12 protein-coding genes are annotated in these 14105 nt (G+C 61.2%); 8 read left to right on the top strand and 4 right to left on the bottom strand.

Annotated elements, in window-relative coordinates:
• Positions 1-466 precede the first annotated feature (466 nt).
• Positions 467-1105 (bottom strand): response regulator, encoded by a 639-nt coding sequence (locus B5X78_RS04315; protein WP_079723228.1) that lies wholly within the window; start codon positions 1103-1105, stop codon positions 467-469.
• Between the two features lie 294 nt (positions 1106-1399).
• Here B5X78_RS04315 and B5X78_RS04310 point away from each other — a divergent pair, with 294 nt between their 5' ends.
• Positions 1400-1885 (top strand): transposase, encoded by a 486-nt coding sequence (locus B5X78_RS04310; RefSeq protein ID WP_176140773.1) that lies wholly within the window; start codon positions 1400-1402, stop codon positions 1883-1885.
• A gap of 447 nt (positions 1886-2332) precedes the next feature.
• Here the strand turns inward: B5X78_RS04310 and B5X78_RS04305 are convergent, their stop codons facing one another.
• Both B5X78_RS04305 and B5X78_RS04300 read right to left on the bottom strand, forming a co-directional pair.
• Positions 2333-4639 (bottom strand): patatin-like phospholipase family protein, encoded by a 2307-nt coding sequence (locus B5X78_RS04305; protein WP_079723226.1) that lies wholly within the window; start codon positions 4637-4639, stop codon positions 2333-2335.
• Between the two features lie 273 nt (positions 4640-4912).
• Complete coding sequence (locus B5X78_RS04300; protein WP_176140772.1) at positions 4913-6565, bottom strand: sensor histidine kinase; 1653 nt, start codon at positions 6563-6565, stop codon at positions 4913-4915.
• On the opposite strand from B5X78_RS04300, the gene B5X78_RS04295 reads away from it, so the two are divergent.
• From B5X78_RS04295 to B5X78_RS04285, 3 genes are all read left to right on the top strand, one after another.
• Positions 6535-7737: an AraC family transcriptional regulator gene (locus B5X78_RS04295; RefSeq protein ID WP_139381401.1), complete on the top strand. Its 1203-nt coding sequence runs from the start codon at positions 6535-6537 to the stop codon at positions 7735-7737. The genes B5X78_RS04300 and B5X78_RS04295 overlap by 31 nt on opposite strands.
• Positions 7738-7876: 139 nt before the next feature.
• Complete coding sequence (locus B5X78_RS04290; RefSeq protein WP_079723223.1) at positions 7877-8548, top strand: response regulator transcription factor; 672 nt, start codon at positions 7877-7879, stop codon at positions 8546-8548.
• Positions 8549-8654: 106 nt separating this feature from the next.
• On the top strand, positions 8655-9074 hold the full coding sequence (locus B5X78_RS04285; protein WP_079723222.1) for a response regulator: 420 nt from the start codon (positions 8655-8657) through the stop codon (positions 9072-9074).
• On the opposite strand, the gene B5X78_RS04280 is transcribed toward B5X78_RS04285, so the two are convergent.
• Positions 9061-10221: a hypothetical protein gene (locus tag B5X78_RS04280; protein ID WP_079723221.1), complete on the bottom strand. Its 1161-nt coding sequence runs from the start codon at positions 10219-10221 to the stop codon at positions 9061-9063. The genes B5X78_RS04285 and B5X78_RS04280 overlap by 14 nt on opposite strands.
• 148 nt (positions 10222-10369) lie before the next feature.
• Here B5X78_RS04280 and B5X78_RS04275 point away from each other — a divergent pair, with 148 nt between their 5' ends.
• From B5X78_RS04275 to B5X78_RS04260, 4 genes are read left to right on the top strand one after another with little or no spacing between them, the layout of a single operon-like run.
• The gene (locus B5X78_RS04275) at positions 10370-10792 is read left to right on the top strand and encodes a hypothetical protein (protein WP_139381400.1); all 423 of its coding nucleotides are present in this window, start codon (positions 10370-10372) and stop codon (positions 10790-10792) included.
• Positions 10789-11469 (top strand): YidH family protein, encoded by a 681-nt coding sequence (locus B5X78_RS04270; protein WP_079723219.1) that lies wholly within the window; start codon positions 10789-10791, stop codon positions 11467-11469. Before B5X78_RS04275 ends, B5X78_RS04270 begins: the two co-directional genes overlap by 4 nt.
• Positions 11470-11523: 54 nt before the next feature.
• The gene (locus tag B5X78_RS04265; RefSeq protein ID WP_079723218.1) at positions 11524-13143 is read left to right on the top strand and encodes an arylsulfatase; all 1620 of its coding nucleotides are present in this window, start codon (positions 11524-11526) and stop codon (positions 13141-13143) included.
• A gap of 14 nt (positions 13144-13157) precedes the next feature.
• Positions 13158-14102 (top strand): HAD family hydrolase, encoded by a 945-nt coding sequence (locus B5X78_RS04260; protein ID WP_079723217.1) that lies wholly within the window; start codon positions 13158-13160, stop codon positions 14100-14102.
• The last annotated feature ends 3 nt before the right edge of the window (positions 14103-14105 follow it).

Genomic DNA, 14105 nt, shown 5'->3' with positions numbered 1-14105 from the left:
CGTCCCATGGAGCCTTCATCCCTCACCAAGAAGATGAGCAGCTGTGAGTCAGCTGACCACATGTTTGGCTTCGACATGGGTCGGTTCGGCCTGACAGGTGCCTCTTCAATGCCCGCATCCCGAGATTGCCAAACAATGCGCAAAGGAAGCCGTATTGCAGTGATTAAATCTAATGAATCCAGGCCCTTGCAGTCAAATCAGGTCAGCGAGCGAAAGAGTGATCGATACAACGAAATCTTCAAGCGAGCCCAGATCTTCTGCTTTGACGGAGAGGACCTGACGGTCAAGCAGATTCATGCGCGCGTGCCAGCCCTGTCACTGCAGACGGTGAGGAATCACCTCAAATGTGGTCGTCTGACTACCGCAGCGATGCTTACATTCAGTACCGAGGCAGTGAGGACGGCAAACGGAAAGCGGGCAGCGAAACGCTACAAGGCCAGGACGTCATAGCAAGGCAACGTACGTCTCAAGAAAGCAAGCCATTCTCGCGGGCATAGGAATAGATCTCGAGATCTGACTTGAGTCCGAGCTTTGCCATGGCCTCCAACTTTTGGGTGCTTACGGTCTTGACACTTCGATTGAAGTGCTTGGCGATGTCAGTCACGGTTTTTCCCGAGGCAAACAAGCGAATTACCTCGGCCTCACGTGGAGAAAGCGCTACCGTGTGCGTGGCAGGACCTGCCACCGCCCTGGCCAGTAGCTCTCGAGTCGCCAGACTGACGTATCTTTGGTCACGGGATATCACTCGTATCGCCAGAGCCAGCTCTGACATGGCATCTGCCTTGTTTATCAAGGCATTTGCGCCGACATCCAGGATCGACTGGAGGACGCCTGGGTTGGAGATCATCGTGAGGACTATGATCCCCAAGTGTGGCCATCGCCGACGCAGTGTCGCTATGAGAGGGAGTCCATCGACCGAGTCGACCCCAGGCATACTGAAGTCGGTAATCACGATGTCACAGCTTGTTCTCCCCGCAAGATCCACCAGCTCGCGCGCTGACCGTGCAACGCCAAGGATACGAAGATCCGATTCGCGTTCCAGTAGCTGGCGGACGGCATCGCTGACAATTGGATGATCATCCGCTAGCAGGATTCCAATAGTCATTGATATCTCACAAATATGGCGACTTGCTGTTTGTCACATTCTACAGCGCGTCTTCGTGCTGCGCATATGCGCGCTTTCGGCCGTTCACGACTTGGTTCACCGCAATCAATTCCGGCCGGATTGCTTTCTGTACGGCTGCGCCAGGACCACGGACTCCGCCACGCGGCAACTTTCGGAACATTCTTATTTAACTCTGCTTCGTCGCGACCAAGAATGCGCTGGAGGGCCAGGCTGTGAGTGACTCCGCTCAGTACTCCCGGTCGCAGCGAGTTCAATGTCAGTCTGAGTATGGTTATGGAAATGCTTGCCGAAGATAACAATCCAATGTCTGTGCGTCGCCGCGGACGCCCTGCCAAGTCAAGTGAGGACAGTTTGCGTGAATGGCATGTTGGCGTCCGCTTGTCGGCCAGGGAATGGGAACTCATAGCGGATCGTTTGCGCGGTATGGTCGGCGCCCGTGCACGTGGAGAGAAGTCGAGCACGCGTAACTTCGTCGAGGGCGTTCTCTGGGTCGCACAGACGGGCGCGTGCTGGCAATACCTGCCCAAGGCCTATGGGTCAACGCACAGCGTATACGTCAGATTCTCGCGGTGGGCCAAGGAGGGGTGCTGGCAGCCCGTTCTGGACGCCTTGCCTGAGGGAGATTCCCGGCGCGGCGATCTGCGGGAATTGGTCGAAAGTCATCTTGCGTCCGCCTATCGCAAGCGGATTTACGGAGCGATCCAGGAACAGTTCATGAGCGAACGAAAGGTCATCGCATTCCCGATCCGTAGAGACTGATTCGTGTCCATACATTACTCGGCCGTTTCTTCGGAGACCTGTCTCAAGGATTCCACGACCATCACGATTGTCGTGCAGTGTGAAGACAGAAACCTGATGCGGGTGATTCACGAGTTGTGTAGCTCGGCGGTAAAGCGGGCCTTGAAGCCCCTCGATGCGCCGGCGGGTGGGGAGTAGAGGAAACGAAGATGCTGTGTTGGACGTCTATAGAGTTCGTGGCCTCCACATACCAACGAATCAATGTGCGAGCGGGTTACGCGATGTAACGGAACCAATTCCATAGCCGACGCGTCTGCTGACGGTCTGGCAATTCCGATAGCGCAATGGAACTGTTCCATTGCCTGTCTCCCCACACCAAGTGCTCTTTGGTGTAGAGATGGAAGGGGGTGCCATTGGAAGGCTCGAAGAGGGGCGCGCAAGCGCCCCTCTTCTTCTTTGCGGAATTCCCTACGGAGTCCGTGGTCTTAAAAGGGATCCGAACGTCAGGTACCAGGATCCCTGTCCCTCTTCGTTGTACCCATAAGCCAGAAACATGGGCCCTAGGGGCGTATCAACACCGGTGAACAAGCTACCTGCGAGTATCAGGTCGTCTGCGTCGACCAGCCCACGGTCCAACCACGCATTACCCAGCTCGAGACTCGCACCCACGAATAGCGGAAGCGAGAATAGTTGACTCGTATCGCCAGTTCGTCGATAGGCAACGCTTCTGAGCAGTGCGCTCTGGTTCCCGAAAACGGCGCGTTCATGGAAACCGGACAGGTTGAGGAAGCCGCCCATGAACTGTTGGGTGCGGAAGTAGTGGGTGTCGTCCACCGAGCTGGCCAGGTAGGCGCCGAGCAGCAGGTGATACCGCCCCCAAGCGTGGGCCCAATCCACCGTCAGTCTCGCGACATCGTCCTTGATTTCCGTGCCGCCCCACGTTCTGTAGGCTTCCAGTGAGGCGGTGACGCGCAGACCCCTGGTCGGGAAATCGATGTTGTCGAGAGAGTCCCAGGTCGTGCTGTAGACAATGCCGGCGAATGGCTGCTTGTCCCGCTCGAAATCGAGGGGGCTGCCGATCAGGCGGTCGCCCCGATCCTGTCCGGTGATGATATTGGCACTGACGCGAAAGCGTGTGTCCGGCGTATATGCCAGCGCCAGTCCGAGGGCGCGCTTGTTGACCTTGTACTCCGCCAATTGTTCGCCATTCCGCCAGAACGGGAAGATCTCGTTCTGGAAGGAAAGTGAGGGTTGCACGTAGAACGGACTTCCTTCCCCAAGGGGCTGGTGGAACTCGGAGTACAAGCCGCTGATCTCGCCGGCCCTGATGATGTTCAGCCACTCAGCCCCGAAGCGATTGAGGTTGGTGGCGGTTATTTCGGCGGAAACGAGATAGCTGTTGCGCCCATCGAAATCGTCACTCAACTGGAATCCCAGCTTTCCGAATACCGACCAGGGGCGCTCCATCGGACGCACTTCGATACCCTGCCGACCCTCCCGTTCCACCAAGCGATAGTCCAGCTGCTGGAAGTGATTGCTTCCATAGGCCATGCCCAGGTCTTCTTCCAGGGCATCAAGATCCAGGGGCTTGCCCACGTTCGAGGCCAATGCGTTCTCCACGCTGGCCCGCGCCGCAGGTGACTTTCCTTCCACGACATCGAGAAAGCTCACCAACAACGGATCGAAGTCGCGCTTGCGTTGACGCTCCCGATAAGCAGCATAAGTCGCGGGGTCAACCGAGTAGCGGCGGATTTGCGGCAGCGCTGCTTCTGCAGCCAGCTCGCCTTGGCGGATGGCTTCACCTCCGCGATTGAACTGCGCGGCGGTCAGGTCTCCCAATTCCGGTGTGATCAGGATATCGTCCGGGCCCAGGGTGGCCAGCTGTCGCTGCGTCTTTTCTTTCATCAGCGCGCTGATCATCTGGTCCATGATCACCACGGGGTTGGTGAGCGCGGACTCTTCATGCAATGGTGAGCCTACGTCGACAACGATGAGCCGGCTTGCCCCCATGTCGCGGACGACATCGATGGGGACGTTGTCGACCATGCCTCCATCCACCAGCAGGCGGCCGTCCACATTGAGGGGTGCAAACGCCCCCGGGACTGACATGCTGGAGCGTATCGCCAAAGCCAGCTCCCCCTGGTCGAATACCACTTTCTCGCCTGTGCCGATGTCGGCCGCCACGGCGCGGAACGGAATGGGGAGCTTGTTGAAGTCGTGCACGTTCCAACTGGACAGCGTCAGGCGCCGCAGCAGGATCAGCAGTTTCTGGCCCTGCACCAATCCGCCCGGCAGGACGACTTTGCCGTTCGAGAACCCGATCTCCAGATCGAGCAGGTAGCGGAAATCGCCATCCTTGCGATGCATGGGCTGTTGATCGCGGGGCGGGTCATCGACAAACAGATCGGCCCAATCCAGTGTCCCAATGAGATTTTCCAGCTCCTCGGAGGTGTAGCCGCTGGCATAAAGGCCTCCGACGATGGCGCCCATGCTGGTTCCGGCAATCTGGCAGACGGGGACATGCTCGCGTTCCATCACCTTGAGGACGCCGATATGGGCCGCGCCGCGTGCACCGCCACCGCCCAGGACCAGCCCCACGCATGGCGGCTCGGAGGTGGTTGGGGCGGGCGCGCTCGCGGCCAAGGCTGGATGCAACCACGCGGTGCCGACGCTCAACAGCATGGCCAGTGCGAATCTCAGCAGGTAAGACCTGATAGCTGGGAGGCTCGATTGCCGGGCTTGCATGCGCATTTGTTCCTTGTCTTTGAACCGCATGGCTCAGAATGTTACGGCCCAGCGCACGAGTTGCGCGGCCATCCACCTGCGAGCAAACGCAACTGACAGCTCTGCAGATTCACATGATCAACTCGACGCGCGCCAATGACTCAGGCCTGGCGAGCCTTGTGGTCTGATGTCGACAATCCAACATGCTCTTCCCTCATGTTGGTTCGGACTCGAACCTGAAGGTCCCGGTGCGGCGGTTGCGACATGATCGCGAGCTCGCCGCGCCATTCTGGCGAGAACCGGGTCGATGCGCGCTCGGTAAAACTACGGATCCGGGCTCAGGATGATGGCCGAAGGGCTTCCGTCCTCAAGAGGAGGGGACGGAGCGGGGCCCCGTATGGGCAGGCGGACTTCCAGGCGCGAGCCGCCTTCCTCCATCCGCATGACCTGAAAAGTCCCCCCGAGGCTGCGGGCACGTTCTTCCATGCTGATCATCCCGAGTCCACCGCCCAGGCGCCGCCGCAGGTCCTCCGGGATGCCGATGCCGTCATCGTCCACGCGCAGCACGATGTCCTCGCCGTCGCGTGACAGGGAGAGCAGGGCGGCCGTTGCGCGTGCATGCGACTCCACGTTGTGGATGGCTTCCTGTGCGATTCGGAAGAGGTTGAGTTTCTGCTCGTTGCTCAGCGCCATGTCTTCATGGATGGCGCAGTCCACACGCAGGGTGGAAGGCGCGGTATGACTTTCGCAGAGTGCGATGAGCGACGCCGCCAGGCTGGTGTAACGGAGGATGCTGGGGTGCAGATCATGTGAAAGACGACGTATGTCGTCGGATACCGCGAGCAACTGCTCCTGGATTTCGGCCAGGCGTGTTCTCGGTGCAAGCTCCAGATCCTTCTTCAGTCCGCTGATCTGGATGGAAATCGCCGCGACGGATTGGTTGATGTCGTCATGCAGGTCGCGTGCGATTCGGGCGCGCTCTTCTTCCTGCACCAGGAGCATGCGGCCAGTCAGATCGCTCAGGCGTGCGTACGCCTGGGCCAGTGAGAGTCTCAGCCCGGCGCGCTGCTCGGCCACCGCGCTCAATGAAAGCAATGCCAGCGCCATGCCGATGGTCCAGATCTGGATGCTGAGGACCGCCGTATAGCCATCCTGTTCCTGCAGGGGAAACAGCCCGACGTTGCTGGCTTGCATGCAGATCAGCGAGAGCGTGAGCAATGCCGTGAAGGCACCGGCGGCGCCAAACAGCAGCAGTGACCAGACCAGCAGGGTAAACGCCAGCAGCAGGAGGAAGGGGCGCAGCAGGGGCGCGTGGTGGAACGGCATCCAGCAAGCGATGGCGAAGATCGTTGCCATCGCCGTGATGAGCGCAAGGTTGTAGGAACGCCAGGGCGTACCGGACCGCTGCAATGCCGTTTCGTGCAGACCCAGGTAGGCCGGGACCACCAGCACGTAGCTGGCGCAGTGCGACAAGGCCAGATTGAACCAGCCGCCGGGATGCCCGGTAGCGTCCAACTGGATGGCGACCATTTCCGCCCAACTCGCGCCAAGCGCAGGCAGTGCGACGACCGCCAGCAGCAGGAACCCGCCGAGCCACCGGTAACTGGCCAGCGTCTCGCCACGCGTTGAAAGCCGCAAGCGCGTGAGCGCGTACGCCACCGGAACCACGAGCAGGAGCTGCCCGGACAGACCGAGCAGTAACGCCGGCCACGGCTCCGACATGGCCAGCAACACAAGCAGGGACCCCAGGCCCACCGCCAGAACCGTCAATGGCCAGTGTCGCCAATTCAGATTCAACAGAGCGCACATAAGCACCGCGCCGGGCAGCCACAGCAACTGCGCACGCGAACTTTCCACCCAGAGTTCGACCGAGATGAACTGGGCGAAGGCAGCTATCGCGACCAGCAGGAGATAGGGCGACTGGCGGATGCCGCTCTTGGCGTGACTTGCTTGTCGATGCCGCAGCTCCTTGGCCATACACATCCCTGCCCAGCGCAGCGCCCGGACTGGCCCGTGAAGGGGGCAACGAGCTTGGAGTAAGCCGTGTTACCAACCTCTGGACCTGTGCCGCAGTTGGCTTGAAGCGCTATCAAAATGGGTTCACCATGCCGCTGCTATCCGATATCCGACGAGTCCTGGAGGGACCGATGGACGTTGTGACGCAAGGCAAGCTCTATCAACAGATGTTGATTGAAGGCTTCGACGCAGACGCCCTGCTGGGTGTCGTCAAGGACACTCGATTCGAACAGAGGCTGCTGACGGGCGGTCGCTTTCAGGCGCGCGTGCAGCGCATCGAGTTCGGCGGATTCAGTCTGGACTGCGGGCACTATTCATTGCCGGTGTTTGCCTCTGGCAGCTTCGGAGAACGGGTGGTTGCGCTGGCTGTCTCACTCGAATCCGCGCAGCCGATGTGGGCCAATGGTCGTCAGGTGGAATGCGGCAGGCTGATGGTGTTTGCGGAGAACCAGGAATTGGACGTCCGTCCCTCGCCGGGACGGTGGTGCTGGTGTGTGATGCTGGTGCCGCGCGATCGGGTGCAGGCCGAGGCCCTGTACCGGCACGGACGCGAACTGGCCTTGCCCTTGCGCGGCTGGCAGATGCTGGAGCGTGCGCCTGCGCAGAGTGCTTACCTGGCCAGCCATATCGAGCGCGCTTTGTTGGATGCCGCTGCATGGGACGCAGCCACCACCACCTGTCAGGTGGCCGGTGTCGGACAAATGCTGTTGGGCGCCTTTGTCGATGTTCTGGCCGCAGGCCTGCCGCATCGCCATCGACGGGCCAGCACGCCGACCATGCCGATGCGCCACTCGATGCTGATCCGTCGCGCCGAAGCGTTCCTCGACGCGCATGCGGGATCCGATTTCAGTGTGTCCACGCTTTCGGCCGCCATCGGTGTGGGCGAGCGCCAGATGGAACGCATCTTTCGTAGCGCTTATGGGATGGGACCGTGCCGCTGGCACCATGTGGCACGGCTCAATGAGGCGCGCCGCCTGTTGCGGGCGGCGCCGGCGACCGCGCATGTCACCGATATCGCCGGTAGCCTGGGCTTCGGTCATCTGGGACGTTTTTCCGGCGAGTATCGCCAGTTGTTCGGCGAGTCACCCCGGGACACGCTGGCCGGTCGGGCCCGCCTGAGTGAGGCGCCGTAGCCAGCCCGGCAGGTGAGGCGGACCATGCTGCAGGTGCACGAACACATCGACACAGTCTTAATGCTTTCTGGCCGAGACTGCTTCTCTGGACGCCTGCGGTGTCCTGGGGAAACATCACGAACGCCATGAGGTGCATGCCATGGAAGTGAATGGATCGTCGTCATATTCTCCCACTCGCCTGCTGATTGCCGATGATCACCGCGTGGTCGCGCAGGGTGTCGAGCGGCTGCTGCTGGAATGCTTCGAACACGTGGAAGTCGTGCAGTCGGGCGAAGCCATCATTGATTGCGTCCTGGCCGAGCGGACCGACCTGGTGATAGCCGACATCAGCATGCAGGGCATCAGCGGCATCGAGGCCATGCGGCGGGTACGCCAGCTGGGTTACGACACACCTTTCATCTTCCTCACCATGCATGGCGACTGCCGCGTGGCTGCGGAAGCCATCCGATCCGGCGCCAGTGGCTACCTGCTCAAGAGTTCCGCAGGCGAGGAGTTGGTGCGCGCCATACGCGAAGTGCAATCGGGCCGGAGTTACGTGACGCCCACCCTGGCCGGGCCGACCATCTTTGCTTCCGAACAATCCGTGGACTGCAATCTAACGGAGAAGCAGCAGCGAATTCTCGACTACGTGGCGCAAGGACTGCGTTCCAAACAGATCGCCTACGAACTGGGAATCTCCGTGCGCACCGTGGAGTCGCACAAGTACGCAATCATGCAGCAGTTGGGTGTACACGGCACGGTGGAGCTGGTGCGCAAGGCAGAACAACTGGGATTACTGCCGGGCTCTCCGCGCCAGCGCAGCGCTGCATGACGGTGCAAGCCGGCCAGTAGTTTTACTTGCGGGATTACCGCTTATTTCCTGATTGGCAAATCGTCAAATCCGCCACACCATCGTCAAAACGGTGTAGGTGGACCCAATGAAGCGTCCCGGGGTCATGTTGGTTGAGGACAATCCTGCAGTTGCGCGACAACTGCAGAATCTGCTCGCCAATGAATTTGACATTACCGGCTGGGTCGACAATGGCCTGAGCATGCTGGGGCTGGCGCGCACCACCTTGCCGGACGTCATCGTCACGGACATTTCGCTACCCGGCATGGATGGCATGGCAGCCGCCGAAATACTGTGCCAGGAGCGGCCCGAGCTGCGCATCGTCTTCATCACCGTCCACACCGACACATCGCTGGTGCAACGGGCCTTGCGTCTGGGCGAATGCGGTTACGTACTGAAGGCCGATGCCGGCGAGGATCTCCTGGCGGCCGTGCATGGCGTCCTGGCCGGCAGTACCTACCTGTCACGGTCCATCGCCGGACATGAAGGTCGGCTCACACGAGGATAGACACCAGCTTGGACGCCAGCTCGTCCAGCGACATCACGAAGAACACCAGTGGGACCAGCGGCAACGCGGCCGCCACCAGCATGCCGACCAGGTTGCGACGTGTCATCGGCACCACGAACATGCCGGACACGGTGGCGTACACCGCGGCGAAGTCGGCCAGCGCCGAGGGATTGGCACTGTCGATCAGCGAACTCCTGTCCGCCGGTTCGCCGCGCTTCCAGCGCTGCTCGAAATGGCCGATGGCGCGATGCCCGAGGATCCCGTACTTGCCGAGCGCATGTCGCTTCGCCTGCATCAGTGACGGCGTCATCAACAGCAATGGCGCCAGCAGCAGGAGGCTGGCAATCACGACATAGCCACCCAGCAGCAGGTGCAGGCTGGAGAAGGTGGCGCCCGTATAGAGCAGATGATTGATGCAACTGCCGCAGACAATCAGCGAGCCCGCGATGGCCAGCGTGGAGAAGCGCATCTGCGCGTTGCCCAGAAAGGCCAGACCGCCCGCTCCGTCCGGATGTGGCGCCGGCAGGTTCAGCTGCAGCCGCGAGAACTTCCACAACATCCAGATCCACAGCAGGAATCTCCACAGCCACAACATCGCAACGAATCGGAACAGGGGCGCCGAGACGTGTCCGAACCACAGCGCGGCCCAGCTCGCTGCCTCTCCCTCGGAGCCGGCCCAACTGCTCAGATGAGCCAGTTCAGGCATGTGCGGTGACTTCTTCACTGGCAGGATCGCCAGCACGAGTATCAGCACCTCGGGTACCCAGGAGTCGCGCATCCGCTTGGCCGCATCCAGGATGTGCTGGAATTTTCCCTGCTCGTCGGCACGCACAAACCCGCCCCGGGAAAACTGTCGAATGGCGGCGCGCAGCAGATGGTCGGCCAGCGGAGCGGACAGGATCAGCATGGGCAGGGCACCCAGCATCCGAAACGTCAGTGCGTAATCGCCCAACAGCGTGATGCGCACATGCGTACCGTACAAGGTGCCATCCAGCGCCGTGGCCACGGCCAGCGGCAGGAACACAAGGCACACCACCAGTACAGCGATGACCCGGCTCAAACTCAGCCGCGGCCGCAGAGCGCCGCTCCAGCTCAGGAACCGATGCACCGCGCCACCTCGCATCAGCGAGAAATTGTCCTTGCTCATGCAGCGCATCGTAGCGGGGCACAGCGTGGAGAGCACATCGCCGGGTTTGTCGGACTGCAGTAAAAATACTTAGGCCGGCACAGTAGTAATCGCGGTTGTGCACCTCTGCGCTTGCGTCGATGCTGTCAGCCGGGCAGAGGAGGCAATGGTGGACGGATTCGTCGAGTACCTGCATCGCTTCGCATCCGATCTGATCCACAGGTCAGATGGCCCGATGACATTCCGCCTCTACCTGCAACCGACCATGGCCTTCATCGCGGCGTTGCATGACGGCATCAAGGATGTCCGGCTCGGGCGGGCGCCCTACTGGGTCCGCTTCATCCGCTCCAATCTACAGGGCCGCATTACCTCCTGGCACGAGTCGGTGACCGCGGTGACACGCGTGCTGCTGCTCGGCGTGGTGATGGATGTGATCTACCAGTTCCGTGTGTTCGGTGCGTTCGACTATCCGCTGGAAACGTTCGTCATCGCGGTCGTGCTGGCGTTCGTGCCCTACATCCTGCTGCGCGGGCCGGTGGCTCGGGTCGCCCGCCGCTGGTTCAGCCGTCATCCCCAGGAGCGACGCCCATGAGCGAGCAACTGCAGAAACCGGAAGCGAACTTGCAGCGGCCGGAGCATATACCGGTGACGCCTGTGCCGCCGATTCCGCAGGTGGACGAGACCAAGGCCGATCTGGCGTCGGTGAAGTACTCGGCCTACCGCACGGGCCTGTCCAACCATCGCACCGGCTTGTCGGAGCATCGCACCGACCTGTCCGAGTTCCGCACCGATCTGTCGATGCATCGCACCGACCTTTCCGAATACCGGACGGACCTGTCCACCAACCGCACCGAGATGTCGATGCGGCGCACGGGCATGTCGTTTCAGCGCACCCGCATGAGCGCGGATCGCACCCTGATGTCGATCATGCGTACCGCGCTGTCGCTGATCAGCTTCGGCTTCACCATCTTCCAGGTGTTCAGCAAGCTGGTGAAGCTGCCCGATCTCAACATGCAGGCGCACGCGCCGCGCAACTTCGGCCTGGCCATGGTGGTGCTGGGCATGCTGCTGCTGAGCGTGGGCATCTATTACCACGTGAGCTTCATGAAGGGCCTGCGCCTGGAGCGCAGCCACATGGTGCGCGGTGGTCTGCTGCACGGCGAAAGCGCGTATCCGATTTCGCTGACCTTGATCACCGCCAGTCTGCTGTGGCTGATCGGCCTGGTGGCCATCGTCAGCATGGTCTTCAACGTTGCACCGTTCAACTGAATCGACCGTACCGCTGTCGCCCCCCGGCGACGCATCGCAAACAGGAGTTCGACCATGGCAACCAAGAAAGCCCCGGCAAAGGCCGCTCCCAAGGCCGCTGCACCCGCCAAAGCCAGCAGCAGAACCGCCGGCAAGCCTGGCGGCAAGCAGCCCAACATCCTGGTGATCTGGGGCGATGACATCGGCATCAGCAACCTCAGTTGCTATACCAAGGGCCTGATGGGCTATCAGACGCCCAACATCGACCGCATCGCCAACGAAGGCATGCTGTTCACCGACAGCTATGGCGAGCAGTCCTGCACCGCGGGTCGATCCTCTTTCATCACCGGGCAGAGCGTGCTGCGTACGGGTCTGTCGAAAGTCGGAGCGCCGGCCGCGCCGGTGGGCATGAGCGAGAAGATCGTGACGATTGCATCGCTGCTCAAGGACCAGGGCTACACCACCGGCCAGTTCGGCAAGAACCACCTCGGCGACTTGAACCATATGCTGCCCACCAACCATGGCTTCGACGAGTTCTACGGCAACCTGTACCACCTCAATGCCGAAGAAGAACCCGAGATGTACGACTACTACCCGGAGAAGGACTTCCCGAACTTCCGCAAGAAGAACGGCCCGCGTGGCGTCGTCCATTCCTGGGCCACCAACGTCGACGATTCCACCACCCACGAGCGCTGGGGCAGGGTGGGCAAGCAGAAGATCCAGGAAACCGGTCCGCTCACCAAGGAGCGCATGGAAACCTGCGACGACGACTTCGTCGACAAGGCATCCTCTTTTATCCGCAAGGCGGACAAGGCCGGCACGCCGTTCTTCGTGTGGCTCAACACCACCCACATGCACATGTTCACCCACACCAAGAAGTCCAGCCTGGGCCAGGCGGGTCGTTGGCAGTCGCCTTATCACGACACGATGATCGACCACGACAAGAACGTGGGGCAGATGCTGGATCTCCTCGATGAGCTGGGCCTGGCCGAAGACACCATCGTGGTGTACTCCACCGACAACGGTCCGCATCGCAATTCGTGGCCCGACGGCGGCATGACCCCGTTCCGCAGCGAGAAGAACAGCAACTGGGAGGGCGCCTTCCGGATACCGGAGATGGTGCGCTGGCCCGGCAAGATTGCCGCTGGCGTGGTTTCCAACGAGATCATCCAGCATCACGACTGGCTGCCCACGTTCCTCGCGGCCGCGGGCGACACCACCGCAGTGGACAAGCTGAAAAAGGGCGCCACAGTCAATGGGCGCAAGTACAAGAACCACATCGACGGCTTCAACCTGCTGCCGTACCTGACCGGCCAGGTGAAAGAGAGCCCGCGCAAGCTGTTCGTCTACATCAGCGATGACGGCGACATCCTGGGCGTGCGCTACGACAACTGGAAGATCGTGTTCATGGAACAGCGGTGCAAGGGCACCATGGCCATCTGGGCCGAGCCCTTCACACCGCTGCGGCTGCCCAAGATCTTCAACCTGCGAACCGATCCGTACGAGTTTGCGGACACGACGTCCAATTCCTACTACGAGTGGTACCTCTACCACGCCTACATCTTGTACGGAGCATGGGGTCTGGCGGGCCAGTTCGCCGACACGTTCAAGGAGTTTCCGCCGATCCAGAAACCCAATACGTTCACCATCGACGACGCCATTTCGAAGATGGCCGAAGCCTCGGGCGGCGGTTGAGGCCAGGGCCGACGATGGATGCCTGGCTACCGTCCTGGAACGAAGGCACGGCGAAGTCGACCATCGTCGGCTTCGTCGACCGGGTCTGCGCGACTGGCGGCAGCGACTTCGTGCCGCCGGCGGAGCGCATCGCCGTGTTCGACAACGATGGCACGCTCTGGTGCGAGTATCCGATGCAGGTACAGGTGTTCTTCGCCCTGGCCGAAGTGCATCGCCTGGTCACCCAGAATCCCGGCCTGCTGGCCAAGCCTGCCTTCAAGGCGATGGTGGACGGTGACCTGAAGGCCTTGGCGACGCTGCCGAAGAAGGAGGTCTTCGAGCCGGTATTCGCCACTCATGCCGGCATGACCGTGGACGAGTTCCGGACGAAAGCGCGTGCGTGGCTGCATGCGGCGCGCCATCCCGGGGTCGGCCAGCTGTTCACCCAAGGCGCCTTCACGCCGATGCGCGAACTGCTGGACTACCTGGGCGCACACCAGTTCCGGACTTACATCGTCACTGGTGGCGGAGTAGAGTTTGTCCGCGCCTTTGCCGAGTCGCTGTACGGCATTCCGCCCGAGCAGGTAATCGGTTCCAGTACACGCATGCAGGCCGAAGTGCAGGGCAAGGACATCGTGCTGCGCAAGCGTGCCGAGTTGGGCAGTTTCGATGATCGCGAGGAGAAGGTGGTCAACATCGCCCTCCACATCGGTCGACGTCCGATCTTCGCCTTCGGCAACTCCGACGGCGATCTGGCCATGCTCCGCTACACCCTCGGTGGACCAGGGCCGCGCCAGGCCTGGTATCTGCACCATGATGACAGCGAACGCGAGTTTGCCTATGACCGCGAGTTCAAGCTCAGCCCCTTCGCCGAAGGACTGGATCATGCCAACGAGTATGGGATAGGCGTGGTCAGCATGAAACACGACTGGCAGCGCGTATTCGACGATCACGCCGATGCCATTCCCGAAACTGCTTGAGCC

The sequence above is a fragment of the Pseudoxanthomonas indica genome (assembly GCF_900167565.1).
GTDB lineage: Bacteria > Pseudomonadota > Gammaproteobacteria > Xanthomonadales > Xanthomonadaceae > Pseudoxanthomonas_A > Pseudoxanthomonas_A indica.
Note: the sequence above shows the minus strand (reverse complement) of the source record. Positions and strands in the feature narration are given on the sequence as shown.